Here is a 23,878-nt window from a genome sequence, read left to right on the forward strand (position 1 = left end):
AGGTTTCTGCCAGGTAATTGCTTGAATTCCAAGGGATTGTGAATCCCGAAAAGCATGCTCGCCACTGTCATCAAATCGCGCTACGGTAGGGCTCTGTTTGGGACCAGTGTTGCATCAATAGGATGCTGGAACTTTTTCCTCCTTTAGCAGTCCAAATCCCGGACTGCTAAGATGGGTGCCTATGAGCCAGAACACCTCTACTGCCCTTGTGGCAAACAATCTCCCGATTCCCAGTGCGCTCGGTTCGCTGGACGCCTACATCGGTGCCGTGCACCAGATCCCGGTGCTGTCGGTCGATGACGAACAGGACCTGGCCCGTCGCTTCCGCGACGGCAACGATCTGGACGCCGCCCGCGAGCTGGTGCATTCGCACCTGCGCTTCGTGGTGCACGTGGCCCGCGGCTACAACGGCTACGGCCTCGCGCTGGGCGACCTGATCCAGGAAGGCAACATCGGCCTGATGAAGGCGGTCAAGCGCTTCGACCCGGACATGGGCGTGCGCCTGGTCTCCTTCGCCGTGCACTGGATCCGTGCCGAAATGCACGAGTTCATCCTGAAGAACTGGCGCATCGTGAAGGTCGCCACCACCAAGGCGCAGCGCAAGCTGTTCTTCAACCTGCGCAAGTCGAAGACGCGCCTGGGCTGGATGAACGCGGCGGAAGTCAGCGCGGTGGCCAAGGACCTGAACGTGTCCGAGCGCGAGGTCATGGAAATGGAATCGCGCCTGTCCGGTCGCGATATCGGTTTCGATGCGCCGACCGACGAGGACAACGAGCACGCCCCGCCGTCGCCGGCTGCGTTCCTGGTTGCCGATGACGAAGACCCGTCGATGGCCTACGAGCGCGAGGACAGCGAAGACAACCAGATGCAGCTGCTGCGCGAAGGCCTGGCCGAACTGGATGCGCGTTCGCGCGACATCATCCGTCGTCGCTGGCTGGATGCCGACAGCAAGGTGACGCTGCAGGAGCTGGCCGACGAGTACGGCGTGTCCGCCGAGCGCATCCGCCAGGTCGAGGCGAACGCGCTGAAGAAGATGAAGGCGCTGTTCACCGCGTAAGGCGGGATGGCGTTGAAGCCAGGAAAAGGCCCGGCATTGCCGGGCCTTTCCTTTTTGGTGGCGTTCCCATCCACGCATGGCGTGGATCTACCCAGTGTCAGTAGAGCCACGCCATGCGTGGCCGCGGCGCGGCCTCAGCCCTCGCGTGCGATCGCGCGCCAGCCGATGTCGGTGCGGTGGAACGCGTTGGCCCAGGTCACCTTGGCCACGCCGGCATAGGCATTGGCCTGTGCGTCGCGCACGCTGTCGCCCAGTGCGGCCACGCACAGCACGCGGCCACCGGCACTGACCACCTGGCCCTGCGCATCCAATGCCGTACCGGCATGGAACACCTTGGCGCTGGCCGGCACGTCGCCCAGGCCGGAAATCACGTCACCGGTGATCGGCGCTTCCGGGTAGGGCTTCGCGGCCAGCACCACGCCCAGTGACGGGCGCGCATCCCACTGCGCTTCTACCTGGTCCAGGCGGCCATCAATCGCCGCTTCCACCAGCTCGACCAGGTCCGACTGCAGGCGCAGCATCACCGGCTGGGTTTCCGGATCGCCGAAGCGCACGTTGAATTCAATTACCTTCGGCGCGCCGCTGGCATCGATCATCAGGCCGGCGTAGAGGAAACCGGTGAACGGGATGCCGTCGGCGATCATGCCCTGCACGGTCGGGTTCACCACTTCGCGCATCACGCGTGCATGCACCTCCGGCGTCACTACCGGCGCTGGCGAGTACGCGCCCATGCCACCCGTGTTGGGGCCGGTGTCGCCGTCGCCGACGCGCTTGTGGTCCTGCGAGGTGGCCATCGGCAGCGCATGCACGCCGTCCACCATCGAAATGAAGCTGGCTTCCTCGCCATCGAGGAATTCCTCGATCACCACGCGGGCGCCGGCATCGCCGAACGCGTTGCCGGAGAGCATGTCACGCACCGCGTCTTCGGCCTCGGCCAACGTCATTGCGACGATCACGCCCTTGCCGGCGGCCAGGCCATCGGCCTTGACCACGATCGGTGCACCCTTCTCGCGGATGTAGGCCAGGGCAGCGTCCACGTCGGTGTGCACGGCATAGAACGCGGTGGGGATGTTGTGGCGGGCCAGGAAGTCCTTGGCGTAGGCCTTGCTGCCTTCCAGCTGCGCGGCGGCGGCGGTCGGCCCGAAGATGCGCAGGCCGGCGGCGCGGAAGCGGTCGACCACACCGGCCACCAGCGGTACTTCCGGGCCGACCACGGTCAACGCCACGCCTTCAGCCTGGGCCAGCGCCAGCAGGCCGTCGATATCGGTCACCTTCACCGCCACGTTGCGGCACTTGTCTTCGCTGGTGGTACCGGCGTTGCCGGGCGCCACGATCACGTCGGTGACACGGGAGGACTGGGCCAGCTTCCATGCCAGGGCGTGTTCGCGGCCGCCGGAGCCGATGACGAGGATCTTCATGGGACAGGGTTCTCGGATACGGAAAAGAAAAGCCGGGCAGGGCCCGGCTTGGTGATGCGGATCAGTGGCGGAAGTGGCGCACGCCGGTGAACACCATGGCCAGGCCATGTTCGTCGGCGGCGGCGATCACTTCGGCATCGCGCATCGAACCGCCCGGCTGGATAACCGCCTTGATGCCGGCGGCAGCGGCGGCATCGATGCCGTCGCGGAACGGGAAGAACGCATCGGAGGCCATCACCGAACCCTCGACCACCAGGTTCGCGTCGGCGGCCTTGATGCCGGCGATGCGGGCCGAGTACACGCGGCTCATCTGGCCGGCGCCGACACCGATGGTGCGGTTGTCCTTGGCGTAGACGATCGCGTTGGACTTCACGAACTTGGCCACCTTCCAGGCAAACAGCAGGTCGGTGAACTGCTTGTCGGTCGGCGCCAGCTTGCTGACCACCTTCAGCTCGTCGCGGGTCATGCCGCGGTTGTCTGACGACTGCAGCAGCAGGCCCGAGCCGACGCGCTTGCTGTCGAAGTTGTTCAGACCGTCGCCATGCGGGATGCGCAGCACGCGTACGTTGGCCTTCTTCTGCGCGTACTCCAGCGCGGCCGGCTCGTAGTCCGGGGCAATCAGCACCTCCACGAACTGGCGGTCCAGGATCACCTTGGCGGTGGCGGCGTCCAGCGGCGTGTTGAAGGCGATGATGCCGCCGAAGGCGCTGGTCGGGTCGGTGGCGTAGGCCAGCTCGTAGGCATCGCCGTTGCCGGCGCCGACGGCCACGCCGCACGGGTTGGCGTGCTTGACGATGACGCAGGCCGGCGCATCGAACTGGCGCACGCATTCCCACGCCGCATCGGCATCGGCCAGGTTGTTGTAGCTCAGCTCCTTGCCCTGCAGCTGCTGGAAGGTGGCCAGCGTGCCCGGGACCGGGTACAGGTCGCGGTAGAACGCGCCGCTCTGGTGCGGGTTCTCGCCGTAGCGCAGGTCCCTCACCTTCACGAAGGTGGAGTTCATCTGCGCCGGGTATTCGGCACGGGCCGGCACGGCGGCGTCGGTGGCGGTGACCGCCGACAGGTAGTTGCTGATCGCCGCATCGTACTGGGCGACGCGGTTGAACGCGGCCACCGAGAACGCGAAGCGGGTGGCAGCCGTCAGCTGGCCGCTGTTGGCCTCCAGCGAGGCCAGCAGCTCGGGGTACTGCGACGGGTCGGTGGCCACTGCCACGCGGGCGAAGTTCTTGGCCGCCGAACGCAGCATGGCCGGGCCGCCGATGTCGATGTTCTCGACCGCGTCGGCCAGGGTGCAGTCGGCCTTGGCGGTGACCGATTCGAACGGGTACAGGTTCAGCACCAGCAGGTCGATGGCGCCGATGCCGTGCTCGGCCATCACCGCGTCATCCAGGCCGGAGCGGCCCAGCAGGCCGCCGTGCACCATCGGGTGCAGGGTCTTGACCCGGCCGTCCATCATTTCCGGGAAACCGGTGACCTCGGCCACGTCCTTCACCGCCAGGCCCGCCTCGCGGATCGCCTTGGCGGTGCCGCCGGTGGACAGCAGCTCCACGCCGCGTGCCGCCAGCGCAGTGGCCAGCTCGACCAGACCGGTCTTGTCGGAAACGGAGAGGAGGGCCCGGCGGACGGGCAACAGATCAGCAGTCATGGGACGGAATCGGCAGCGGAGCGGGGCCGATATTGTAGGCGGTGGGGGCCGGTGGCGGGCGCTGGTGGTGGTAATCAACCCGCACCGATGGCCTGTGGCCGCCTTCAGCACCGTCTGGCCGGGGGGGCCGCAATCAATTCGATGGGGCGCGCTGCCCCAATCGGGTAGGCTGTGCGGGAACTGCCAAGGATCAGCGGGTTCGGATCGTGTCGATCTATGCATTGAAAGGACGTTTTCAGGACCTCCTGCGTCCGGCCGTACGCGGCCTGTACCGCGTGGGGATCACCGCCAATGCGGTGACCGTGGTCGCTGCCGTGGTCTCGCTGCTGGTGGCCGGCGCCGTCTGGTGCTGCGCGCCGGCCCAGCCGTGGCTGTACCTGCTGCTGCCGCTGTGGATGCTGCTGCGTATGGCGCTCAACGCGGTGGACGGCATGCTGGCCCGCGAATTCGGCCAGCAGTCGCGGCTGGGTGCCTATCTGAATGAATTGTGCGATGTGATCGCCGATGCGGCGCTGTACCTGAGCCTGCTCAGCGTGCCGGGCGTGCGCCCGGAGCCGCTGTGGCTGCTGGCCTGGACCGCGGCGCTGAGCGAATACGCCGGCGTGCTGGGGCTGATGGTCGGCGCCAGCCGCCGCTATGACGGTCCGATGGGCAAGAGCGACCGCGCCTTCGTGATCGGTGCGCTGGGCCTGCTGCTGGCGTTTGAGTGGGTTGGCGCGATGACGGTCACGGGCGTGGCCGCGGCCATGGCGGTGCTGTGCGTGCTGACGATGATCAACCGGGTCCGTCGCGGACTGCGGGAAACCGCAGTTTCGCCAAATTAATCAAGCAGATAGAAAAAGACAATCAGGAGATTGCATGCGTCAGGCGCAGGAACGGGAATTCCACAGCTTCGACCAGGTACCGCTGTTCTACCGGTACTGGGCCGGCACCACCGCCACCCCGGCCACCCGGGCCATCGTGCTGCTGCACCGCGGGCACGAGCACTCCGGGCGTGTTACCCATCTGGTCGATGAGCTGGACCTGCCTGACACCGCCTTCTTCGCCTGGGATGCGCGCGGCAATGGCCGTTCGCCGGGCGCGCGTGGCGATGCACCGGGCTTTCCGGCGCTGGTGCGCGACCTGGACAGCTTCATCGCCCACATCGGCGCCGAGCATGGCATCGCGGTGGAAGACATCGTGGTGATCGCGCAGAGCGTGGGTGCCGTGGTCGCCGCCACCTGGGTGCACGACTACGCGCCACGCCTGCGCGCGCTGGTGATGGCCTCGCCGGCGTTCAAGGTGAAGCTGTACGTGCCGTTCGCACGCCCGGGCCTGGCCTTGATGCAGAAGCTGCGCGGCAACTTCTTCGTCAACAGTTACGTCAAGCCGCAATGGCTGACCCACGATCCGGCGCGGGTGGAAAGCTACCGCACCGATCCACTGATCACCCGGCCAATCTCGGTGCGGGTGCTGCTGGGCCTGTACGAGGCGGCCGATCGCATCGTCGCCGATGCGCAGGCGATCAGCGTGCCGGTGCAGCTGCTGGTGTCCGGCTCGGACTTCGTCGTGCACCGTGGCCCGCAGGACCGCTTCTACGAGCGCCTGTCCAGCCCGATCAAGGAGCGCGTGCATCTGCCGGGCTTCTTCCACGACACGCTGGGCGAGCGTGATCGGGCACCGGCACTGGCGCGCATCCGCAGCTTCATCCAGGCGCGTTTCGCCGAGCCGTTGCGCGAGCTGTCGCGCCGCGATGCGCACCGCCATGGGCCGACATTTGAAGAGTCTGAAATCCTGGCCTGGCCGCCCGAGCGCAACAGCCTGGCCGATCTTCGCTGGCGCGTGGTGCGCGGTGGCCTGCGCTTTGGCGGCAGACTGTCCGAAGGCATTGCACTGGGCCTGCAGACCGGTTTCGACTCGGGCAGCACGCTGGACTACATCTATCGCGACGAAGCACGTGGCAAAGGCCCGTTGGGTCGCCTGGTCGACCGCAACTACCTGGATGCGATCGGCTGGCGCGGCATCCGCATTCGCGGTCGGCACCTGCAGGAACTGCTGCGCGATGCCGCCCAGCGCCTGCGTGGGCAGGGCATGCCGGTGCGCGTGCTGGACGTGGCCGCTGGCCATGGCCGTTATGTACTGGAAGCGCTGGGCCAGGGCGAGCAACGCGCCGAGCGCATCGTGCTGCGCGACTTCAGCGGTCTGAACGTGACCCAGGGCCAGGCGTTGATCGAGCGCCTCGGTGCGTCCGACATCGCCCGTTTCGAACAGGGCGATGCGTTCGATCCGGTGCAGCTGGCGCAGGTCGACCCGGCGCCGACGCTGGCGGTGGTATCGGGCCTGTACGAACTGTTCCCCGACAACGACGCCGTGCTGCGCTCGCTGCAGGGCATCGCCGCAACGGTGCCGATGGGTGGCTACCTGGCCTACACCGGCCAGCCCTGGCACCCGCAGCTGGAGTTCATCGCCCGCGCGCTGACCAGTCATCGTGGTGGCGCTGCTTGGGTGATGCGCCGCCGCACCCAGCAGGAAATGGATGAACTGGTGCGCCTGGCCGGGTTCGAGAAAGTGACGCAGCGCATCGATGACTTCGGCATCTTCACTGTGTCGCTGGCACGCCGGACCGCGTGATGGCGACGCTGGCTGCAACTCCGCTTGCCACGGCGGGGCGCCCCTGGCGGCGCGCGCTGCTGTGGCTGGCCCTGCTGGGCCCGTTCTTCTTTGCCAGCTACGGCTTCGCCAACTGGATGGCCGGCCGCCACGCCGAACTGCCGGTGATGGCGTTCGGCTGGGAAACGCAGATTCCGTTCGTGCCATGGACGATCGTGCCGTACTGGTCAATCGACCTGTTCTACGCGGTCTCGTTCTTCCTGTGCCGGCAGCGCCTCGAACTGGACCGGCACGCATTGCGGCTGTTCAGTGCACAGCTGATCGCGGTGACCTGTTTCCTGCTGTGGCCGCTGCGCTTCAGTTTCGAGCGGCCGGAGATCGGTGGCGTGTTCGGCTGGCTGTTCGATGTGCTGCTGGGTTTCGACAAGCCGTTCAACCAGGCGCCATCGCTGCACATCGTGCTTCTGATCGTGCTGTGGGTGAAGTTCGCGCAGTACCTGCACGGTGCCTGGCGCTGGGTACTGCATGTGTGGGCGCTGCTGATCGGCGTCTCGGTGCTGACCACGTTCCAGCATCATTTCATCGACATCCCGACCGGCCTGCTGGCCGGCTGGCTGTGCGTGTGGTTGTGGCCGGAGCAGGGCACGCCACCGCTGCGTGCCTGGCGCATCGTGCGGCATGCCAAGCGGTGGCGATTGGCTGCGCTGTACCTGCTGGGGGCCGCTGTGCTGCTGGTGCCGGTGGTCCTGCTGCGGGGTACGGCGTTGTGGCTGCTGTGGCCGGTGGTGTCGCTGCTGCTGGTGGCGCTGGCGTATGCCGGTCTGGGTACGGCGGTGTTCCAGAAGCGCGCCGATGGTCGCCTGACCATGGCGGCACGCTGGCTGCTGGCACCGTACTTGGGCGCCGCCTGGATCAACTCGCGGCTGTGGACACGGCGTGCGCCGCAGCCGGTGCCGGTGCTGGACGGCGTGTGGCTGGGCCGGATTCCCTGCACGGTATTGCCGGCACCTTTGGTGGGCGTGATCGATGCCTGCGCCGAGCTGTCCTGCCGCGCGCCGGGCGCGGCGTATGCCAGCGTGCCGATGCTGGATCTGGTGGTGCCCACGCCGCACCAGTTGCGCGAGGCCGCCGAGGCCATCGAACGGCTGCGGGTACAGGGACCGCTGCTGGTGTGCTGCGCATTGGGTTACTCACGCAGTGCCGCCAGCGTGGCGACGTGGCTGCTGCGCACGGGCCGTGCCGTGGAAGTCGAGGCGGCGGTCGCCATCGTGCGTGCGGCACGCCCCGGCATCGTGCTGGGCCCGGAGCATCTGCAAGCCATCACCGCAGCGGCTGGAGGGCGCGCATGAGTGCCGTTCCCGATCTGGCGACCATGCAGTTGCTGCTGCGCCAGGGACGCTGGCCCGCACTGCTGTCACTGGGGCTGCTGCTGGTGGCGCTGCTGCTGCTGGGCATCGAACCGGGGCTGGCGATGATCGCCGCCGGGCTGTTGCTGCTCAGTGTGGGCGCTGGGCTCATGCAGGCCTACCATGCATGGCGGGTCGGGCTGGACGCGAGCCTGCTGCAGCTGTTGCGCGATGAAGGCCTGGATGGCGAAGCCGCTGCACGCCGTACCGACCAGCTGCTGCAGGACAGTGGCCTGCGCCGCACACCGGCCGATGCGCCGCTGCGCGGCTGGGACGTGCGTTGGGCCGGCATGCGCCGGCTGCTGCTGCGCCAGTACCTGCTGACGGCAGTGCAGGCCGCACTACTGGTACTGGCCGTAGTGTGGCCGCAGACGTGAACGGGAGGGACCGATGTTCGCCGAACTGATTGCACGCGCCTGCAGTGGCGCGATCCACGTGGTGACCGGCGCCCGTGCGCTGTGGATCGGCTGTGCGCCGTCCAGCGAGCGCCGCGTGTACTACGGCAACCACGCCAGCCATGGTGACTTCGTGCTGATCTGGTCGTCGATGCCGCCCGCGCTGCGGCGACAGGTACGCCCGGTGGCCGCCGCCGAATACTGGCAGCGCGACGGCCTGCGCCGCTACCTGATCGATGCGGTATTCAACGGTGTACTGGTAGAGCGTGAGGCCGGGCATCGCCAGCAGGACCCGTTGCAGGTGCTGCGCGATGCGGTCGACGAAGAGTGCTCGCTGATCCTGTTCCCGGAAGGCACGCGCAATGTGGGCGATGAGCCGCTGCTGCCGTTCAAGAGTGGCATCTACCACCTGGCGCGGCAACGACCGGAGCTTGAGTTCGTGCCGGTGTGGATCGACAACCTGAAGCGGGTGATGCCGAAGGGCCGGTTCCTGCCGCTGCCGCTGCTGTGCACGGCCACGTTCGGCACGCCGCTGCGGCTGCAGGCCGACGAGGACAAGGCCGCATTCCTGGCCCGCAGCCGGCAGGCGCTGCTGGACCTGGCGCCGAATGGAGGGCGCGCATGAGCTATCTGATGGACGTGTCCGGTGACCTGGCCGCGCGCAGCGTGGGCCAGCAGACCGGCCTGCTGTTTGCCGGCGTCGGCGCGGTGCTGGTGCTGGCCACGCTGGTGGCCGAGACCCTGCGCTGGCGGCAGCGTGGGCAGCCCAGTGCAGTGATCGCCAACCTGGTGTCGCGCATCCGCGCCTGGTGGGTGATGGCGATCGTGGTCGGGCTGGCGCTGTTCTTTGGTCGCGCGGGGGTGATCGTACTGTTTGCGATCATCTCGCTGTTCGCGCTGCGCGAGTTCATCACTCTGGCACCGACCCGCTCGGGCGACTACTACGCGCTGCTGGCCGCGTTCTACATCGTGCTGCCGTGGCAGTACTACCTGGTGTGGATCGACTGGTACGGCATGTACACGCTGCTGATTCCGGTCTACGCGTTCCTGTTCCTGCCGATCCTGTCGACCATCGGTGGTGACACCACGCACTACCTGGAGCGCACCGCGAAGGTGCAGTGGGGGCTGATGATCTGCGTGTTCTGCATCTCGCACGTGCCGCTGCTGCTCAACCTGCACGTACCTGGCCATGACCCGGCGCGCAATGTGCTGCTGTTTGCCTTCCTGGTGATCGTGGTGCAGTCCTCGGATGTACTGCAGTACATCTGGGGCAAGCTGCTGGGCCGGCACCTGATCGCCCCGAAGCTGTCGCCGTCGAAGACGGTGGAGGGCTTCGTGGGCGGCGTGCTGAGTGCCAGCGCGCTGGGAGCGGCGCTGTGGTGGATCACCCCGTTCACGCCGCTGCAGGCGTTCGGCCTGTCGCTGCTGATCAACCTGATGGGGTTCTGGGGCGGCCTGGTGATGTCGGCGATCAAGCGCGACCGTGGCATCAAGGACTGGGGCCACATGATCGAGGGCCATGGCGGCATGCTCGACCGGCTGGATTCGGTGTGCTTCGCCGCGCCCGTGTTCTTCCATGTGGTGAGGTACTACTGGAAGGCGGGCGGAGGCGGCTGATTCTGCCGGGCTTCGGTCCACGCATGGCGTGGATCCACCGGTCCTGCCATCGTTCATGGGATTGCCGGCCAGCGGCCGGCACGACCCACGCGCGCTTACGCGCTGATGCCGTATTCCTTCAGCTTCTTGCGCAGGGTGGCGCGGTGGATGCCCAGCATCGCCGCGGCACGGCTCTGGTTGCCTTCGCAGTGGTTGAGCACTTCCACGAACAGCGGGATTTCCATCTCGCGCAGCACGATCTCGTAGACATCGTCCGCGTCGCAGCCATCAAGGTCACGCAGGTAGCGGCGCACGGACTGGGCGACGTGTTCACGCAGCGGTGGCCGGGGAGCGCCACGACTGTTGTCAGGACGAGAGAGGACAGCGTTCAAGGGGATTCCCGATTCGGTTGGCCCGTGCGCGCGGAGCGCGCGGCCGGACGAGGTGGTGGCGGCCAGTCTAGCGCGAGCGTGCCCGACCTGCCACGGCTGGTCGCCTCTATCCTGCTTAGAGGAAGTCGAAGGTGAATGCGACGGTGGATGCGGCGGGTTCCTGCACGCGGAACGCAATGCGTGCACTCTGGCCAGGTTCCAGCACGGCCGCGCCGGGGTTCTCGCCGAGGTACTGCGCCGGTGCGAACACGCCGCTGCCGATCACCCGGCCATCGGCATCGGACAGCGACAGGCGCAGATCCGGCCAGGCCTGTGCCCAGCGCGCATCGTTGCGGATGCTGGCCTGCACCTGCAGTACGCCGGCCTGGCCCGGCACGGGGCGGATCTCGCGGCTGGTCATGGTGAACGCGGTGGGTTCATGCCAGGCCGGCAGGTTGCAGCGCAATACGCCGCACAGTGCGCCCAGCCAGGCGCGGTTGCCGGCGTCGGCGGCCAGTCGCGCTCGATCGGCCAGCACGCTCTGCAGGACCAGCAGCAGTGCCAGTCCGGCGACCAGCCCCCAGTGCCAGCGTGGCGTCGGCAGTGCGCGTGGCCGCGAGGTGCCCAGGAAACTGGGTGCATCCCCAGCCACGGCCTGCGGGGCCGGAACGGCAAGGACGGGTTCGATCACGGCCGCTTCGTCGGGGTTGACGATGTCATCGCTCGGTCGCGTTTCCGCCATCGGTGGCAGCGCCGCTTCGAGGGGGGCGCGGGCTTGGGCTGGCGGGATGTCCTGCATCGCCGGGTCGGGCGTGCGTGAATCGGTCGCAGGTGCAGCCTCGCCTTCCGACGTGGGGCGCAGGAAGGTGGCCAAGGGGCGGCGCGGCGGGTTCGGCTCGGACATGCTCAGGGTGCGGGCTCGGATCCAGCGGTCATTCAATCACGATCAGGCGCGGCGTATGCCGGTGATGCGCATCCAGTCGCCATCCTGGGTCGCCTGCAGGTCGTCGAACCACGCGGCGTAGCGCTGCAGCAGTTCGCCTTCCTGGCCATGCAGGATGCCGGACAGGGCGATGCGGCCGCCGGCAGCGACGCGCGCGGCCAGCAGCTCGGCCAACGCGTCCAGTGCCGAGGCAAGGATGTTGGCGACCACGATCGGGTAGGTGGCGACCGGTTCGTCCTGCGGCAGGTACACGTGCATGCGCGCCTGCTCGCCGTTGCGCTCGGCATTGTCGGCGGTGGCGACCAGCGCCTGTGGATCGTTGTCCACGCCGACCGCTTCGGCGGCACCCAGCTTCAGCGCGGCCAGGGCGAGGATGCCCGAGCCGCAGCCGAAGTCGAGCACGCGCTGGCCCTGCAACTGGCCGTCCACGGCCAGCTGGTCCAGCCAGCGCAGGCACAGGGCGGTGGTCGGGTGGGTGCCCGAGCCGAAGGCCAGGCCCGGGTCCAGCCGCACCACGGCGGCATCGGCGGCCTGCGCGGCGTCCGGCAGTTCATGGTTCCACGGCACGATCCAGGTACGGCTGCCGAAATCCATCGGCTGGAACTGGTCCAGCCAGGCGCGTTCCCAGTCTTCATCCTCGACGGCGCGGAAGCTGCCGTTGCTCCAGTCCAGTTCCGGATCGAACGATTCCAGCGCGGCCAGCAGCAAAAGCGCATTGCTGTCGGCGGGGAACAGTGCGCTCAGCACCAGGGTGTCCCACAGCGGCGTTTCACCCACGCCGGGTTCGAGGATGGCCTGTTCGTTGCTGGTGTCGGCTTCGGCATCGAGCAGGGTCACAGCCAGTGCGCCGACGTCCTCCAGCGCATTTTCATAGCGGGGCTGGGTGGCTTCGGTGCAGCGCAGGGTCAGTTCCAGGAACGGCATGGCGGTGGGGGCAATCACGGGAAAGGGGGCCATGCTAGACCATCGGAGCGTCTCCGTATCGCGTGAGATGCCATCTTGAGATGAACGGGGGCAGTTCAGACAGGCCTGCCGGGCCTTGCTAAACTCGGCACTTTCCTGTGCGCCGTGAACGCTCACCGCCGCCGATGGCCTTCGCCCCGACCCTGAAAACCTGGTTGCTCGTGCTGCCGGCGGTGGCCGTGCTGGGCGTGGCCGGGTACCGGGCCAGCGGCCATGCGGCGGGCGTGGCATCACCGTCGCCGGACCTGCCGACCGTCGTGCCCAGCCGCGACAGCGGAGCGGCGTTGCCGGTGGTGCCGGAAGCCCTGGCGCGCCGGCTGGCCACCGTCGAGCGCGGCAACACGCTGCCGTCGGGCCTGCCGCTGGACCTCCGCGCCGACATCGAAGACGCCAGCGATCTGTATGCCTTCGCCCAGCGCCTGCGCGTACAGGCCGATACCGGCAACCATGAAGCGCGCTGGATGCTCAGCCGCGTGTATGACTATTGCGCGCAGTACGCGCTCGATCCGGGTGGCTACCGCTTGGACAACAACGTGTTGAGCGGGTTGGGCCTGACCGCGGCGCCGGCGATGATCGAGGCCCGCGAGCGCGTGGCGCAGCGGTGTGGCGGCTTCGTTCCGGGCGACAAGCTGGGCGCTGCGCTGGTGCTGGCCGAACGCCGCAAGGCGGCCGCGCAGGGCAATCTGGCCGCAGAAGCATCGCTGTTCGCCGAGGGTGAGCCGTTGCATGACAGTGCCGAGTACCGCCGCGACCTGGTCGAGCGCGTGCGCACTTCGCGTGATCCGGAGGCCTATATGGCGATCGCGCCGGGCATGGGCGTGCGTGCCGCCGGTGACAGCGCACTCGACGGCCTGGTGGCGGGCGAACAGCTCAGTGAGCTTGCATGGCGGCTTGCGGCCTGCGAACTCGGTCTACCGTGTGGAGCGGACAGCGTGCTGGTCAACAGTTTTTGTGCGAACGGAGGGATCTGTTCGCAGGATGGAGCGCAGGATTTCCGGGATTTCGTGTATGACGCTGCGGTATCGCGGCAAGGTGCTGGGAAAATGAAGGAATGGATCAAGCGATTGATTGGAAAGAGGGACGGGCGATGAATTACCGTCGATTCCTGCATGGGGCCAAGTTCTGGTTCTGGGTGGCGCTGTTCGTGGCCTACTCTGCCGGTGCGGTCGGCCTGCTGATGATCGATACCTACGAGGATCGGTACCGGCATCTGTCGAAGGTGGAACTGACCACGGTGAAGGCGCAGGAAGACGTGCGCCGCGCCGGCGCCAGCCAGGTCGCTGCGGTCTATCGCGCGCAGACGGGCATGCCGTTCGCTTCACTGCCGGCTGGCAGCACCTTCCAGGTAGTGTGGCCGGATGGCTCGACCGAGACCATGGTGATCGTCGATCCAGCCTCGCCCAATGGCGTGCGGCCGCTGGCCAATTCGCAGATTCCGGCGACGGCGGCGGACGCGCGCTGAAGCAGCATCAGTAGAGCCGAGCCATGCTCGGCTGCACTCGCCCGCAAGCCGGGAACGGCTCGGCGCTGCCGGAAGGAAAACAGAAAAGGGCGGGGATATCCCCGCCCTTTCCTTGTCCAGCATCGGCTGACGATCAGGTCAGCGCGATCGGCTTGTTCTTGCGCTCGGCAAGGCGCTTTTCCAGGTAGTGGATGTTCTGTCCACCGGCCTGGAAGCCCTTGTCGCGCATGATCCGCTGCTGCAGGGCGATGTTGGTCTTGATGCCATCGACCACCATCTCGCTCAGCGCCACCCGCATGCGGGCGATGGCGGTTTCGCGGTCCGGGCCGTGCACGATCAGCTTGCCGATCATCGAGTCGTAGTTGGACGGCACGCGATAGCCACTGTAGATATGGGTATCCACGCGCACGCCGGGGCCCCCCGGCGGATGGAAGCCGGTGATGGTGCCCGGGCTCGGCACGAAGGTCTCAGCGTCTTCGGCGTTGATGCGGCATTCGATGGCATGGCCGGTCAGCACCACGTCGCTCTGCTTGATCGACAGCTTCTGGCCAGCGGCGATCTTCAGCTGCTCGGCCACCAGGTCGATGCCGGTGACCATTTCGGTGACCGGATGCTCCACCTGGATGCGGGTGTTCATTTCGATGAAGTAGAAGCGGCCGTCCTCGTACAGGAACTCGAAGGTGCCGGCGCCGCGATAACCGATGCGGATGCAGGCTTCCACGCACACCTTGCCGATCTGCTCGCGCTGTTCGGCGGTGATGCCCGGTGCCGGTGCTTCTTCCACCACCTTCTGGTGGCGGCGCTGCATCGAGCAGTCGCGTTCGCCGAGGTGGATGGCGTTGCCCTGGCCGTCGGCCAGCACCTGGATCTCCACGTGGCGCGGGTTCTCCAGGAACTTCTCCATGTAGACCTCGCCATTGCCGAACGCGGCCTTGGCCTCGCTCTTGGTGGTTTCGATCGAGGTCTTCAGCGAAGCTTCGGCGTGCACGACGCGCATGCCACGGCCACCACCGCCGCCGGCCGCCTTGATGATGACCGGATAACCGATCTCACGGGCGATCTTGGTGTTGGCGACGATGTCGTCGCCCAGCGGGCCGCCCGAGCCGGGCACGCACGGCACGCCAGCGGCCTTCATCGCGCGGATGGCTTCGACCTTGTCACCCATCATGCGGATGGTGTCAGCCTTGGGGCCGATGAAGATGAAGCCCGACTCTTCCACGCGCTCGGCGAAGTCGGCGTTCTCCGACAGGAAGCCGTAGCCCGGGTGGATGGCCTGGGCGTCGGTGACTTCAGCGGCGGCGATCAGTGCCGGGATGTTGAGGTAGCTCTGCGGCGACGGCGCCGGACCGATGCAGACCGACTCGTCGGCCATGGCCACGTGCTTGAGGTTGCGGTCGACCGTGGAATGCACGGCCACCGTGCGGATGCCGAGGGTGTGGCACGCGCGCAGAATGCGCAGCGCGATCTCCCCTCGGTTGGCGATGACGACTTTGTCGAGCATGGCGCGCCCCTCAGCCGATCACGAACAGCGGCTGGTCGAACTCCACCGGCTGGCCGTTCTCGCCGAGGATGGCGACGATGGTGCCGGAGGTGTCGGCTTCGATCGGGTTGAACATCTTCATCGCTTCGATGATGGCCAGGGTTTCGCCTTCCTTGACCTGCTGGCCCACGGTGACGAAGGCCGGCTTGTCCGGGGCGGACGAGGCATAGAACGTGCCGACCATCGGCGAGCGCAGCACATGGCCTTCCGGCAGCGCCGGGCCCGGCTTGGCGGTGCCGCCGGTGGACGCTTCGGTCGGCGACTGCATCGGCATCGCCTGCGCCGCCGGCGCCGCCGGGGCGGCGTACACCGGAGCTGCGACCGGCGCGGCATAACCAGCGACCGGAGCGCGCGACAGGCGCACCGACTCTTCGCCTTCCTTGATTTCGATTTCAGCCAGGTTCGACTCTTCCAGCAGGTCGATCAGCTTCTTGATTTTGCGCAGATCCATGAGGGCCTCTTTGGTTTCTATCTAGGTGAGGAGAGCGCCGTGGGCGCCCGGGTCGACAATCAGGTGGCGGATACGCGCAGCAGCGCCGCGTCCATCGCGTAGCGGTAGCTGTCGGCACCGAAGCCGCACACCACGCCCACCGCCTTGTCACTGAAGTAGCTGTGCTGGCGGAAGGGTTCGCGGGTATGCGGGTTGGACAGATGGATCTCGATGAACGGCACCGCCACCGCTGCCAGCGCATCGCGCAGGGCCACCGAGGTGTGGGTGAAGGCGGCGGGGTTGATCAGGATGAAAGCGGTTCCGTCGTTGCGCACAGCCTGCACGCGGTCGACCAGCACATGCTCGGCATTGGACTGCAGGCTCTCCACGGCGTGCCCGGCAGCGGATGCCTGCGCGGCCAGGGCTTGGTCGATGTCGGCCAGCGTGGTGTGGCCGTACACCTCCGGCTCGCGGGTGCCGAGCAGGTTGAGGTTGGGGCCGTGCAGGACCAGCAGCTTCGCCATGGGATCCGGAAGACGGGAAAGGGCGGCAGTCTGGCGGAACCGGCGGATGCTGTCCAGTTCGGCGAAGTTTGCAGCGTTTCAATCGTCCGTTTGAAATTCGCTGCAGGGCTTGTCGCCGTACGGCGGGCGCTGGATCAAGGCGCGCTGAACGGCGTGCTTGCGGTGGTTGCGAGCACGTAGGCCGACGATCACGCCCGGGCCGCTCATCGGCAGAGCCGCACCTGCGTGGATGAGGAGGCGTAGGGCGCAGCCGCTGTGCCCTTACCAGGGAGTTGCCTGTCAGCTGATCGCTCAGGTCTCCAACGGTACCGTCGGCACCACGTTCGGGAATACCTCCTCCAACGGCTCCTGTTCCCCCGGCTGCGGCGCCGGCCAGTTGTAGGCGTTCACCGGCTGAGCGCGGTTCACCCACAACGCGTAGTACAGGTGATCGGCGCGACCGTCGCCGGTATTGGGGTGGATCAGGATGGTCAGCCCCAGGCTGTTGAGCTGCAGCCAGGGCACCAGCACCGGCAGCAGGTCGTTGGTGAAGCCGAAGTAGAAAGAGGGGGTGACGTGCGGGCCACGCGGCTCCAGGTTCCAGTTGCCCAGCTCCACCGGGAAGCGCTCGGCGGCCCAGCGCCGCAGCAGGGCTGCCTTCTCGAAGCTGTCCTCATCGAAATAGATATGGGCGTGGTAGCTCTTGATGTCGGTGTAGGCGCGCGGGGCGGTGGGCAACGTGGCCTCGCCGGGGCGCACGCTGGCCGGGCGCGGGGTCGGTTCGCTGGCCGTGGCCTGGCCCCAGGGGCTGCGGCCCTTGGACGCTGGCGGAACCATGGCGCGGAAGCCGGGTCGCCCGGGTTCGGTGGTGTTCACGGCGCTGCCGACGCGCGCGGCGGCGGTGGCGGTGGACGCGCTGGCCAGGCCGCCGGCGGCCAGGCCGGCCGACGCGATCAGGCGCCGGCGGGCGGGCGAAAGCACGTCGGCCCAGTGGGCGTCATCGTCGCCCGGGTCGATGAGGGGCTGCGGGTCCGGGTGCATGAGGTGCTCCGTGGCGGCATTGGGGGGGCAGGCGTCCACGCTCGGGCACGGCTGCCGGTGGCGTCCAATAAGCAGCCGGCATCACTTCATGCACGGCTGCCTTCGTCGCCTTGAGCGCGACCGAACGGCGGGCTAGGGTGCAGGTTTGCCGCCCCGGAGCCCGCCATGGCCTCGCCTGATGCCGACACCCTGCGCAAGCGCGCCAGCTTCCGCCAGTTGCATGCAGCAGGATGCTTCGTGCTGCCCAATCCGTGGGACGTCGGCAGTGCGCGCTATCTGCAACGGCAGGGCTTCCAGGCCTTGGCCACGACCAGTGCCGGCTGCGCCTGGAGTGAGGGGCGGCCGGACGGCGCGGTATCGCTGCAGGCCACGCTGGAGCACCTGCGACTGATGGCGGCGGCGACCCCGTTGCCATTGAATGCCGACTTCGGTGATGGTTTCGGCGCTACGCCACAGGCGGTGGAGGAGGCGGTGACCGCGGCGCTCGATACCGGCATCGCGGCGTTGTCGATCGAGGACGCCAGCGGCCTGGCCGATGCACCACTGAGGCCCATCGAGCAGGCGGTCGAGCGATTGCGCGCGGCGCGTGCGGCCATCGACCGCGCGGGCGGCGACGTGCTGCTGGTCGGGCGAGCGGAGAACTTCTTCGTGGGCGTACCGGATCTGCAGGACACCCTGCGGCGCCTGCGTGCCTATGCCGAGGCCGGAGCCGATGTGCTGTATGCACCGGGCATCAGTACGCGCGAGCAGATCAGTGCGGTGGTCGCCGCCGCGGGCTCCAAGCCGGTGAACCTGCTGGTCGCTGGCCCCACAGCACTGAGCCTGCAGGACATCGCCGCACTTGGCGTTCGCCGGGTCAGCCTGGGCGGTGCGCTGGCGCGTGCCGCGTGGGCTGGACTGATGCAGGCGACCCAGCCGATCGTGCAGGACGGACGCTTCGATGGCCTGCAGCAGGCGGCGTCCGGGGCGGCCTTGAACGCGTTGTTCCAGTAGCCCCGCGCCCTGCATGGCGGGAAGGGCCGGCGACTACAACGCCTCGATCTCCCGCTTGGGCAGGATCACGCCGGGTTCCAACGCTGGCAGCAGTTGGCGAAGCAGGCGTGGATTGTCCTGCAGCCCCGTGCCGTCCAGATATGTCCACCCGGAACCGCCAATGCGGCGCACGGCCACCATGAACGTGGTGCTGCGCATCGGGGTTTCACGCACCCGTACCAGGGATTGGCGTGGCACGAAGCAGACTTCTTCCTCCCCGGCCGCATAGGTCCGGGTCGGCACACCGACGTCCTCGCTGATGACCACCACGCCGCCGCTGTGCTGCTTCTTCAACGCATCGCGGGTGATCGCCTGGAAGGCCTCATCGCCGCCGGCCAGCCGCTTGAGGCTGGGATGCGTACGCTCGATGAGGAAGTCCGCGTCGCCGCGGGCGTAGGCAGTCATCAGGGCGCGCACATCTTCGCGCAGGGCCTTCGCGTCACTGGGACTGAGTTCACCCGCGAAGGCGGATGGCAGCAACAGCGACAGCAGCAGCGTCAGTATCGCCAGGGGCAGGCGTCGATCCATGTCCGGATGTCCCACAGGGCATCGTTGCACTATACGTTGGACGCGAAAACAGCGTCCCACCGGTGGCGCTGGTTTCCCCGGAATCGCTACTTACCATTAGTAAGTATCGATTCCTGGAGATCTCCATGCACAGCCTCATTGTCATCGCCCACCCTGAGCCCGGTTCGCTGACCCACGCGATGGCGCGTCGCATCGGTGATGCCATTGCCGCGGCCGACACCGGCAACACCGTGGCCTATGCCGACCTGATGGCCGAAGGCTTCGATCCGCGCTTCAACCCGCAGGACCAGGCGTTGTTCCGCAGCACCGGCGCGGTACCGGCCGATGTCGCTGCCGAGCACGCGCGGCTGGATGCCACCGATACGCTGGTGCTGGTGTTCCCGTTGTACTGGTGGTCGTTCCCGGCGCTGCTGAAAGGCTGGATCGACCGTGTGTTCACCAACGACTGGGCCTACGCACAGGATGCGCAGGGCAGGCTGGTGAAGAAGCTGCAGCGCCTGAATGTGCATCTGGTCGGCTTGGGCGGCGCCGACGCAGCCATGGTCGAACGTCGTGGCTACGACGCGGCAATGAGGACCCAGATCGACATGGGCATCTTCGACTATTGCGGCGCGCGCGTGCTGTCGTCCCACCTGCTGTTGGACGCCGATACCGGTGCCGCTGAAGCGCATCTGCAGACCGCGCTGGCGATCGGCCGTAAAATTGGTGTTCCGATGCGCTGATCGCCGTGCTCCGCCGATGCCCGCCAACGCCACCCCCACGCGCCGCCGAATGACCCGGGAGCAACGCACCCGCCAGTTGCTGGATGTGGCCTGGGCACTGGTCCGCGAAGAAGGTACCGGAGCGTTGACGCTGGGGCGGCTGGCCGAAGCGGCGGGCGTGACCAAGCCTGTGGCCTATGATCACTTCGTGACCCGCAATGGCTTGCTGGCGGCGCTCTACGATGACTATGACGGACGCCAGACCGTGGTCTTCCACGAGCGTATCGGTCGCGCCCGGGCGCAACTGGTCGATCGGGCGGCGGCTATCGCCTCCGGCTACATCGACTGCGTCCTCAGCCAGGGCAGTGAAGTGCAAGGCATCCTCGCCGCGCTGGTGGGGGCGCCGGAACTGCATGAGGTGCGGCGGCGCTACCAGCAGGATTTCATCGACAACTGCCAGGTCTGGCTGGGCCCGTTCGCGGCCGACGGCACGGTGTCGCTGGCCGGGCGCTGGGCCATCCTCGGTGCGGCTGAAGCCCTTTCAGAGGGTGTGGCTGCCGGCGCGCTGGACAAGGCCGGTGCCGTGGCCGAGCTGCAGCGGCTGATCGTGGCGACGGTCAAGCGGCGCTGAGCCGCACGCGCGGTCAGCCGCCGGCCAGGGCGGCGAATCCCGCGGCCAACTGGTCGCGCACCAGTGCGTCGCGCGCGTCGCGGCTTGCAGAGCCCAACACCACGGTGATCAGCCGTACCGGCTGGTCCCGCCCGGGTACTGGCCGGCACGCGGTGGCGGCCAGGCAGAAGCCTGCGGCCTGGGTGTAGCCGGTCTTCAAGCCGTCCACGCCGTCTTCGCCGAGCAGGGCGTTCTGGTTGCTGCGGTTGAAGCTGCCATGGGCGAACGCGCGCTGCGCGGTGATCGCCAGGATCTGCGGATGATCGTTCAACAGGCGGGCGGCCAGCACCGCCATGTCGCGCGCGCTGGAGACATGGTGCGGTGTGGTGATGCCGGACACGCTGGCAAACCAGGTGCTGCGCAGCCCGAGCTGGCGTGCGTGCCGGTTCATGCGTTCCAGGAATGCGGCCTGCGATCCGTCCAGGTGGCGCGCGATCGCCAATGCAGCGTCATTGCCGGACACCACCATCAACCCTTCCAGCAGGCGCGCCAGGGTGATTGCCTCGCCGGGCACCAGGCCCATGCGCGTTTCATCATCGGCCACGGCATGCACATCGTCGGCGGCGATGGTGACCGGGTCGTCCCACGAGCGTCCGTTCTCTTCGACGCACGCATAGGCGGCGTAGGCGGTCATCAGCTTGGTCAGCGATGCCGGTTGCCGCGCGGTTTCAGCGTTGTGCTGGTGAATCACCGCAGAGGTTGCCGCTTCCAGGGTGATGGACGAAATCGGTAGGGGGGCGGGCGCAGCAGACGGCATGGCGGGCGGAGATGGCAGCGACAGTCAGCAAGAATAGTTCGTGCCGGCTGCACGAAGCCGCACTGCCGGAGCGCTGCAGCGTGCACGGAAGCGCCCGGTTGCGCCCGGGCTGAGGTGGAGGCAGCCTGCGCACATGCAATCGGATATCCGCATCGACGGTCGTGTCTTTACCTACGTCTTCCCGTGTGCGTGGGAGGACTACGCGAAGATCGGCTTTTCACGTGATCCGCTCGGACGCATCAGCGCATTGCATCGGCGCTGGTTCGAGTTCTTCGACCTCGATGCCGGTGCGCTGGTGGAAGCGGAGGGCGAGCGTGATGCACGTGATCTGGAGCTGCAGCTGCGTTCGCCGTTCAAGGCGCACCGCGCACCGGCACCGATGACGATCCAGCACAAGGCTGGGGGTCGTACTGAATGGGTACGTGGTGCCAACCAGGCCTTGTCGCTCGCAATTGCTGCGTTGGGTGAACAAGGCTATCGCTGTTACCCGCTGAAGGCATGGCTGCAGGCGGCGATGCGCCTGCGCATGGACCGGCTGCACGACTGGGCCGTGGTGCAGCTTCCGGAAGAAGAAGGCCTGCGGATTCCCGGTGGCCCCGGTGAGGGCGTGCTGCGTGACACGCTCGACGGTTGCCGGGCACTGGGTATCGATCCAATGCCCTGGCTGCCTGAATACGTCCAACGCTGGTATACAGGTTGAGCCGCGTTCAACGGGTCCCCGGCTGCTGAACCGGCGTGGCCGGTTGCGCCGCGCACGCAGGGGCGGTGGTGGACGGGCTGGCCAGCTGGCGTGCCAGCTCGGCGTTGGCCACATGGCCGTGCAGGAACAACAGGCTGCCGAAGATGTTCATGAGCGTGCCTCCACTTGAGTGGATTGCACGATACGGGCAGCATGGGCGGGCAAAAAGCGACATTTCCGCAAGCATGCCTTGAGAGGAATTCAAGCCTGATGTCCCGTCCGCCCCTTCATGCCCTGCAGGGTTTCGTGGCCGCCGCGCGGCTGGGCAACCTGTCACGGGCAGCGGCATCGATGAACCTGACCGTCAGTGCGCTCAGCCATCAGATGCGCCAGCTGGAAGAGCGGCTCGGGCAGCCACTGCTGGTCCGCCAACCGCGTGGCGTCGCCCTCACCCTGGAGGGGCAGCGCCTGCTCGACCAGGTCGGCCCGCATCTGGATGCGATCAACGAAGCCTTCCAGCCCTATGCGGCCCGCGCCGAGCACGTGCTGACGATCAGTGCGGTGCCGTCGATGGCGTCGGCGTGGCTGGTGCCGCGCCTGGGGCATTTCGTGGCTGAGCACCCACAGATCGAGATCAACCTGCAGTCGAGTGAGCGCCTGATTGATTTCGAGCGGCAGCGCCAGTTCGACGCCGCGCTGCGGCTGGGCAGCGGGCAGTGGCCGGGCCTGGTGGTTGAGCCGCTGTTCGACGAGTGGCTGCTGCCAATGGCGAGCCCGGCGCTGATCGAACGCATGGGAGGGATCGACCGGGTGCCACTGAACCAGTGGCCACTGCTGGGGGACCCCGATGGCGCGTGGGGGGCCTGGTTCGCGTTGAGCGGGCAGACCCCGCCGTCGCGCTTCGTAGCGGTGCTGGATGATTCGGAGGCACACCACCGTGCGGCGCTGGACGGGGTGGGCGTGGCGCTGGGGCGGGTGACGCGGGCGCGCTTGTTGCTGGATTCCGGCCAACTGGTTGCGCTGTCCAACCTGCGCCTGAAAACCGCCTGGCCGCATTGGCTGGTCTACCCGCAGCGTTCGGCCCGCCACCGCGGCTTTCTTGCCTTCCGCGACTGGCTGCACGCGCAGGCTGCCGAACACGTGCGGCACATGGCGGACGCTACACTCATCGCACCAGCGTGACCGCCTGCCCGGCGCGCGCGAATGCCTCCTCCAGCAGCGAGCCGGCCTTGATCGCCTCCACTTCTTCGAACAGCGCCTGCAGCGCGTCGGCGGGGCGGGATGCCGGCGCCGCCACCGCCTGCTGGATCGCGGTGAAACGGTCAGCCAGCACGCGGTGGCCGGGATGCGCCCGCGCCCATGCTTGCAGCGGCTGGCGCACGCCGGCGGCGGCATCCAGGCGCTGCAGATCGAACAGGGTGATCGCAGCCGCCGACGTCTCGGCCCGTTCGATCGTGGCGTGGCGCAGTTCGCGGCTGAGAAACAGATCGTAGGCTGCACCGCGGCCCACCGCGATGCGCAGCCCCTCGCGGTCGAGGTCGGTCACCTGCTGCGCGGGACTGTCCTCGCGCACCAGATAGGTGCCTTCGATCTCCACGTACGGAGCACTGAAGGCGATGCGGTCGGCACGTGCCGGATCGATGGCCAGGAAGGCCAGATCCCAGCCGTCTTCGCCTGCCGCAGCGACCACCGAGGCTGCGGCATCGTGACAGGTGAAGCGTGCCTGCACACCCAGGCGCTGCGCCAATATCGCGGCCAGCTCCACCGACGGTCCGCGCGGCGAGTGCGCATCGCCCTGCGCCAGCACCGGGTTGCCCAGGTTGATCGCCACGCGCAGGAAGCCCTGCGGTGCCAGCGCACTTTGGTGATCGGCCAGGGACATGCAGGACTCCGCGAGAAAAGGGGCACCCAGCATGCCAGCGCTGCCCTGCAAGGAGTGTCATGCTGCACGACTGCAGGATGGCCTACCTTCCGTTTGCCGACGAGGCCGCAGGTGTGGGCATGGACTTGGAGGTGAGCCTGGAGCGTGGCCGAGATCTGCGAAAGTGAAGGCAACCGGATTGCGTTGCAGGCGCGCACGGTTCCGTAGAGCCGAGCCCATGCTCGGCTGCTGTTGACCCAGCCGCCCAAGCTCAGCCGGGCATGGGCTCGG

At 67.6% G+C, this 23,878-nt stretch carries 27 protein-coding genes; 14 read left to right on the forward strand and 13 right to left on the reverse strand.

Annotated features, from left to right (window positions below):
- The first annotated feature begins 181 nt into the window (after window positions 1-181).
- Window positions 182-1,057 (forward strand): RNA polymerase sigma factor RpoH, encoded by an 876-nt coding sequence (gene rpoH, locus AC5P8U_RS04425; RefSeq protein ID WP_005411269.1) that lies wholly within the window; start codon window positions 182-184, stop codon window positions 1,055-1,057.
- A gap of 134 nt (window positions 1,058-1,191) precedes the next feature.
- Here the strand turns inward: rpoH and purD are convergent, their stop codons facing one another.
- Both purD and purH read right to left on the reverse strand, forming a co-directional pair.
- Complete coding sequence (gene purD / locus AC5P8U_RS04430) at window positions 1,192-2,475, reverse strand: phosphoribosylamine--glycine ligase (protein ID WP_445391303.1); 1,284 nt, start codon at window positions 2,473-2,475, stop codon at window positions 1,192-1,194.
- 61 nt (window positions 2,476-2,536) lie between these two features.
- Complete coding sequence (purH, locus tag AC5P8U_RS04435; protein ID WP_227836826.1) at window positions 2,537-4,120, reverse strand: bifunctional phosphoribosylaminoimidazolecarboxamide formyltransferase/IMP cyclohydrolase; 1,584 nt, start codon at window positions 4,118-4,120, stop codon at window positions 2,537-2,539.
- A gap of 206 nt (window positions 4,121-4,326) precedes the next feature.
- Between purH and AC5P8U_RS04440 the strand changes: the two genes are divergently transcribed.
- Genes AC5P8U_RS04440 through AC5P8U_RS04465 form a run of 6 tightly spaced genes read left to right on the forward strand, consistent with a single transcriptional unit; the run spans window position 4,327 to window position 10,127 of the window.
- On the forward strand, window positions 4,327-4,944 hold the full coding sequence (locus tag AC5P8U_RS04440; RefSeq protein ID WP_072167296.1) for a CDP-alcohol phosphatidyltransferase family protein: 618 nt from the start codon (window positions 4,327-4,329) through the stop codon (window positions 4,942-4,944).
- Window positions 4,945-4,978: 34 nt separating this feature from the next.
- A complete protein-coding gene (locus tag AC5P8U_RS04445; RefSeq protein WP_072167295.1) occupies window positions 4,979-6,730 on the forward strand; it encodes a bifunctional alpha/beta hydrolase/class I SAM-dependent methyltransferase in 1,752 nt (583 codons plus the stop codon).
- On the forward strand, window positions 6,730-8,058 hold the full coding sequence (locus AC5P8U_RS04450) for a phosphatase PAP2/dual specificity phosphatase family protein (protein WP_447897302.1): 1,329 nt from the start codon (window positions 6,730-6,732) through the stop codon (window positions 8,056-8,058). The genes AC5P8U_RS04445 and AC5P8U_RS04450 overlap by 1 nt, the downstream gene beginning before the upstream one ends.
- The gene (locus tag AC5P8U_RS04455; RefSeq protein WP_095378195.1) at window positions 8,055-8,492 is read left to right on the forward strand and encodes a hypothetical protein; all 438 of its coding nucleotides are present in this window, start codon (window positions 8,055-8,057) and stop codon (window positions 8,490-8,492) included. Before AC5P8U_RS04450 ends, AC5P8U_RS04455 begins: the two co-directional genes overlap by 4 nt.
- A gap of 13 nt (window positions 8,493-8,505) precedes the next feature.
- Window positions 8,506-9,135 (forward strand): lysophospholipid acyltransferase family protein, encoded by a 630-nt coding sequence (locus tag AC5P8U_RS04460; RefSeq protein WP_005419712.1) that lies wholly within the window; start codon window positions 8,506-8,508, stop codon window positions 9,133-9,135.
- Window positions 9,132-10,127: a phosphatidate cytidylyltransferase gene (locus AC5P8U_RS04465; RefSeq protein ID WP_061478167.1), complete on the forward strand. Its 996-nt coding sequence runs from the start codon at window positions 9,132-9,134 to the stop codon at window positions 10,125-10,127. Before AC5P8U_RS04460 ends, AC5P8U_RS04465 begins: the two co-directional genes overlap by 4 nt.
- Before the next feature lie 95 nt (window positions 10,128-10,222).
- Here the strand turns inward: AC5P8U_RS04465 and fis are convergent, their stop codons facing one another.
- The 3 genes from fis to prmA all read right to left on the reverse strand — a co-directional run bounded on the left by fis (window position 10,223) and on the right by prmA (window position 12,344).
- Window positions 10,223-10,498, reverse strand: a complete 276-nt coding sequence (fis, locus tag AC5P8U_RS04470; protein ID WP_005419706.1) for a DNA-binding transcriptional regulator Fis — start codon at window positions 10,496-10,498, stop codon at window positions 10,223-10,225.
- A 115-nt stretch (window positions 10,499-10,613) separates the two neighbouring features.
- Window positions 10,614-11,381, reverse strand: coding sequence for a DUF3426 domain-containing protein (locus AC5P8U_RS04475; RefSeq protein WP_447897303.1), 768 nt, complete (start codon window positions 11,379-11,381; stop codon window positions 10,614-10,616).
- Window positions 11,382-11,423: 42 nt separating this feature from the next.
- Window positions 11,424-12,344 carry a 50S ribosomal protein L11 methyltransferase gene (gene prmA / locus AC5P8U_RS04480; RefSeq protein WP_072167303.1) on the reverse strand — a complete coding sequence of 307 codons (921 nt, stop codon included), beginning with the start codon at window positions 12,342-12,344 and terminating at the stop codon, window positions 11,424-11,426.
- A 164-nt stretch (window positions 12,345-12,508) separates the two neighbouring features.
- Here prmA and AC5P8U_RS04485 point away from each other — a divergent pair, with 164 nt between their 5' ends.
- Window positions 12,509-13,474 carry a hypothetical protein gene (locus AC5P8U_RS04485; protein WP_072167289.1) on the forward strand — a complete coding sequence of 322 codons (966 nt, stop codon included), beginning with the start codon at window positions 12,509-12,511 and terminating at the stop codon, window positions 13,472-13,474.
- Entirely contained in the window at window positions 13,471-13,845 is a 375-nt protein-coding gene (locus AC5P8U_RS04490; protein ID WP_072167288.1) for a hypothetical protein, read from the forward strand. Before AC5P8U_RS04485 ends, AC5P8U_RS04490 begins: the two co-directional genes overlap by 4 nt.
- Before the next feature lie 133 nt (window positions 13,846-13,978).
- On the opposite strand, the gene accC is transcribed toward AC5P8U_RS04490, so the two are convergent.
- From accC to AC5P8U_RS04510, 4 genes are all read right to left on the reverse strand, one after another.
- Window positions 13,979-15,346 (reverse strand): acetyl-CoA carboxylase biotin carboxylase subunit, encoded by a 1,368-nt coding sequence (gene accC / locus AC5P8U_RS04495; RefSeq protein WP_065178826.1) that lies wholly within the window; start codon window positions 15,344-15,346, stop codon window positions 13,979-13,981.
- 10 nt (window positions 15,347-15,356) lie between these two features.
- Entirely contained in the window at window positions 15,357-15,836 is a 480-nt protein-coding gene (gene accB / locus AC5P8U_RS04500; protein ID WP_019660824.1) for an acetyl-CoA carboxylase biotin carboxyl carrier protein, read from the reverse strand.
- Window positions 15,837-15,895: 59 nt separating this feature from the next.
- On the reverse strand, window positions 15,896-16,339 hold the full coding sequence (gene aroQ, locus AC5P8U_RS04505; RefSeq protein ID WP_053498267.1) for a type II 3-dehydroquinate dehydratase: 444 nt from the start codon (window positions 16,337-16,339) through the stop codon (window positions 15,896-15,898).
- Window positions 16,340-16,630: 291 nt separating this feature from the next.
- Window positions 16,631-17,359 carry a DOPA 4,5-dioxygenase family protein gene (locus AC5P8U_RS04510; RefSeq protein WP_111008097.1) on the reverse strand — a complete coding sequence of 243 codons (729 nt, stop codon included), beginning with the start codon at window positions 17,357-17,359 and terminating at the stop codon, window positions 16,631-16,633.
- Window positions 17,360-17,524: 165 nt separating this feature from the next.
- On the opposite strand from AC5P8U_RS04510, the gene AC5P8U_RS04515 reads away from it, so the two are divergent.
- Entirely contained in the window at window positions 17,525-18,352 is an 828-nt protein-coding gene (locus AC5P8U_RS04515; protein WP_072167287.1) for an isocitrate lyase/PEP mutase family protein, read from the forward strand.
- A 33-nt stretch (window positions 18,353-18,385) separates the two neighbouring features.
- Here the strand turns inward: AC5P8U_RS04515 and AC5P8U_RS04520 are convergent, their stop codons facing one another.
- On the reverse strand, window positions 18,386-18,919 hold the full coding sequence (locus AC5P8U_RS04520) for a hypothetical protein (RefSeq protein ID WP_151355412.1): 534 nt from the start codon (window positions 18,917-18,919) through the stop codon (window positions 18,386-18,388).
- Between the two features lie 125 nt (window positions 18,920-19,044).
- Between AC5P8U_RS04520 and AC5P8U_RS04525 the strand changes: the two genes are divergently transcribed.
- Entirely contained in the window at window positions 19,045-19,641 is a 597-nt protein-coding gene (locus AC5P8U_RS04525) for an NAD(P)H-dependent oxidoreductase (protein ID WP_072167285.1), read from the forward strand.
- Between the two features lie 16 nt (window positions 19,642-19,657).
- Window positions 19,658-20,251, forward strand: a complete 594-nt coding sequence (locus tag AC5P8U_RS04530) for a TetR/AcrR family transcriptional regulator (RefSeq protein WP_065178823.1) — start codon at window positions 19,658-19,660, stop codon at window positions 20,249-20,251.
- Between the two features lie 13 nt (window positions 20,252-20,264).
- Here AC5P8U_RS04530 and AC5P8U_RS04535 read toward each other — a convergent pair whose 3' ends face one another.
- On the reverse strand, window positions 20,265-21,047 hold the full coding sequence (locus AC5P8U_RS04535; RefSeq protein ID WP_494534409.1) for a D-alanyl-D-alanine carboxypeptidase family protein: 783 nt from the start codon (window positions 21,045-21,047) through the stop codon (window positions 20,265-20,267).
- 133 nt (window positions 21,048-21,180) lie between these two features.
- Here AC5P8U_RS04535 and AC5P8U_RS04540 point away from each other — a divergent pair, with 133 nt between their 5' ends.
- Window positions 21,181-21,747 carry a GIY-YIG nuclease family protein gene (locus AC5P8U_RS04540; RefSeq protein WP_164230137.1) on the forward strand — a complete coding sequence of 189 codons (567 nt, stop codon included), beginning with the start codon at window positions 21,181-21,183 and terminating at the stop codon, window positions 21,745-21,747.
- 7 nt (window positions 21,748-21,754) lie between these two features.
- Here the strand turns inward: AC5P8U_RS04540 and AC5P8U_RS04545 are convergent, their stop codons facing one another.
- Window positions 21,755-21,898, reverse strand: coding sequence for a hypothetical protein (locus AC5P8U_RS04545; protein WP_172412150.1), 144 nt, complete (start codon window positions 21,896-21,898; stop codon window positions 21,755-21,757).
- A gap of 98 nt (window positions 21,899-21,996) precedes the next feature.
- Here AC5P8U_RS04545 and AC5P8U_RS04550 point away from each other — a divergent pair, with 98 nt between their 5' ends.
- The gene (locus AC5P8U_RS04550; RefSeq protein WP_032954576.1) at window positions 21,997-22,908 is read left to right on the forward strand and encodes a LysR substrate-binding domain-containing protein; all 912 of its coding nucleotides are present in this window, start codon (window positions 21,997-21,999) and stop codon (window positions 22,906-22,908) included.
- On the opposite strand, the gene AC5P8U_RS04555 is transcribed toward AC5P8U_RS04550, so the two are convergent.
- The gene (locus AC5P8U_RS04555; protein WP_061478210.1) at window positions 22,892-23,608 is read right to left on the reverse strand and encodes an ABC transporter substrate-binding protein; all 717 of its coding nucleotides are present in this window, start codon (window positions 23,606-23,608) and stop codon (window positions 22,892-22,894) included. The two genes, AC5P8U_RS04550 and AC5P8U_RS04555, sit on opposite strands and share 17 nt — an antisense overlap.
- Window positions 23,609-23,878 lie beyond the last annotated feature (270 nt).

This window comes from Stenotrophomonas sp. YJH_SMC_81 (assembly GCF_059370875.1).

Excerpts from the sequence above, each read along its gene's own strand:
- AC5P8U_RS04545 (WP_172412150.1), bottom strand. The coding sequence starts at position 21,898 with ATGAACATCTTCGGCAGCCTGTTGTTCCTGCACGGCCATGTGGCCAAC.
- accB (WP_019660824.1), bottom strand. The coding sequence starts at position 15,836 with ATGGATCTGCGCAAAATCAAGAAGCTGATCGACCTGCTGGAAGAGTCG.
- purD (WP_445391303.1), bottom strand. The coding sequence starts at position 2,475 with ATGAAGATCCTCGTCATCGGCTCCGGCGGCCGCGAACACGCCCTGGCA.
- AC5P8U_RS04515 (WP_072167287.1), top strand. The coding sequence starts at position 17,525 with ATGGCCTCGCCTGATGCCGACACCCTGCGCAAGCGCGCCAGCTTCCGC.
- AC5P8U_RS04490 (WP_072167288.1), top strand. The coding sequence starts at position 13,471 with ATGAATTACCGTCGATTCCTGCATGGGGCCAAGTTCTGGTTCTGGGTG.
- prmA (WP_072167303.1), bottom strand. The coding sequence starts at position 12,344 with ATGCCGTTCCTGGAACTGACCCTGCGCTGCACCGAAGCCACCCAGCCC.
- AC5P8U_RS04450 (WP_447897302.1), top strand. The coding sequence starts at position 6,730 with ATGGCGACGCTGGCTGCAACTCCGCTTGCCACGGCGGGGCGCCCCTGG.
- aroQ (WP_053498267.1), bottom strand. The coding sequence starts at position 16,339 with ATGGCGAAGCTGCTGGTCCTGCACGGCCCCAACCTCAACCTGCTCGGC.
- rpoH (WP_005411269.1), top strand. The coding sequence starts at position 182 with ATGAGCCAGAACACCTCTACTGCCCTTGTGGCAAACAATCTCCCGATT.
- AC5P8U_RS04550 (WP_032954576.1), top strand. The coding sequence starts at position 21,997 with ATGTCCCGTCCGCCCCTTCATGCCCTGCAGGGTTTCGTGGCCGCCGCG.
- AC5P8U_RS04535 (WP_494534409.1), bottom strand. The coding sequence starts at position 21,047 with ATGCCGTCTGCTGCGCCCGCCCCCCTACCGATTTCGTCCATCACCCTG.
- accC (WP_065178826.1), bottom strand. The coding sequence starts at position 15,346 with ATGCTCGACAAAGTCGTCATCGCCAACCGAGGGGAGATCGCGCTGCGC.
- AC5P8U_RS04445 (WP_072167295.1), top strand. The coding sequence starts at position 4,979 with ATGCGTCAGGCGCAGGAACGGGAATTCCACAGCTTCGACCAGGTACCG.
- AC5P8U_RS04510 (WP_111008097.1), bottom strand. The coding sequence starts at position 17,359 with ATGCACCCGGACCCGCAGCCCCTCATCGACCCGGGCGACGATGACGCC.
- AC5P8U_RS04540 (WP_164230137.1), top strand. The coding sequence starts at position 21,181 with ATGCAATCGGATATCCGCATCGACGGTCGTGTCTTTACCTACGTCTTC.
- AC5P8U_RS04475 (WP_447897303.1), bottom strand. The coding sequence starts at position 11,381 with ATGTCCGAGCCGAACCCGCCGCGCCGCCCCTTGGCCACCTTCCTGCGC.
- AC5P8U_RS04520 (WP_151355412.1), bottom strand. The coding sequence starts at position 18,919 with ATGGATCGACGCCTGCCCCTGGCGATACTGACGCTGCTGCTGTCGCTG.
- AC5P8U_RS04555 (WP_061478210.1), bottom strand. The coding sequence starts at position 23,608 with ATGTCCCTGGCCGATCACCAAAGTGCGCTGGCACCGCAGGGCTTCCTG.
- purH (WP_227836826.1), bottom strand. The coding sequence starts at position 4,120 with ATGACTGCTGATCTGTTGCCCGTCCGCCGGGCCCTCCTCTCCGTTTCC.
- AC5P8U_RS04525 (WP_072167285.1), top strand. The coding sequence starts at position 19,045 with ATGCACAGCCTCATTGTCATCGCCCACCCTGAGCCCGGTTCGCTGACC.
- AC5P8U_RS04460 (WP_005419712.1), top strand. The coding sequence starts at position 8,506 with ATGTTCGCCGAACTGATTGCACGCGCCTGCAGTGGCGCGATCCACGTG.
- AC5P8U_RS04485 (WP_072167289.1), top strand. The coding sequence starts at position 12,509 with ATGGCCTTCGCCCCGACCCTGAAAACCTGGTTGCTCGTGCTGCCGGCG.
- AC5P8U_RS04530 (WP_065178823.1), top strand. The coding sequence starts at position 19,658 with ATGCCCGCCAACGCCACCCCCACGCGCCGCCGAATGACCCGGGAGCAA.
- AC5P8U_RS04455 (WP_095378195.1), top strand. The coding sequence starts at position 8,055 with ATGAGTGCCGTTCCCGATCTGGCGACCATGCAGTTGCTGCTGCGCCAG.
- AC5P8U_RS04465 (WP_061478167.1), top strand. The coding sequence starts at position 9,132 with ATGAGCTATCTGATGGACGTGTCCGGTGACCTGGCCGCGCGCAGCGTG.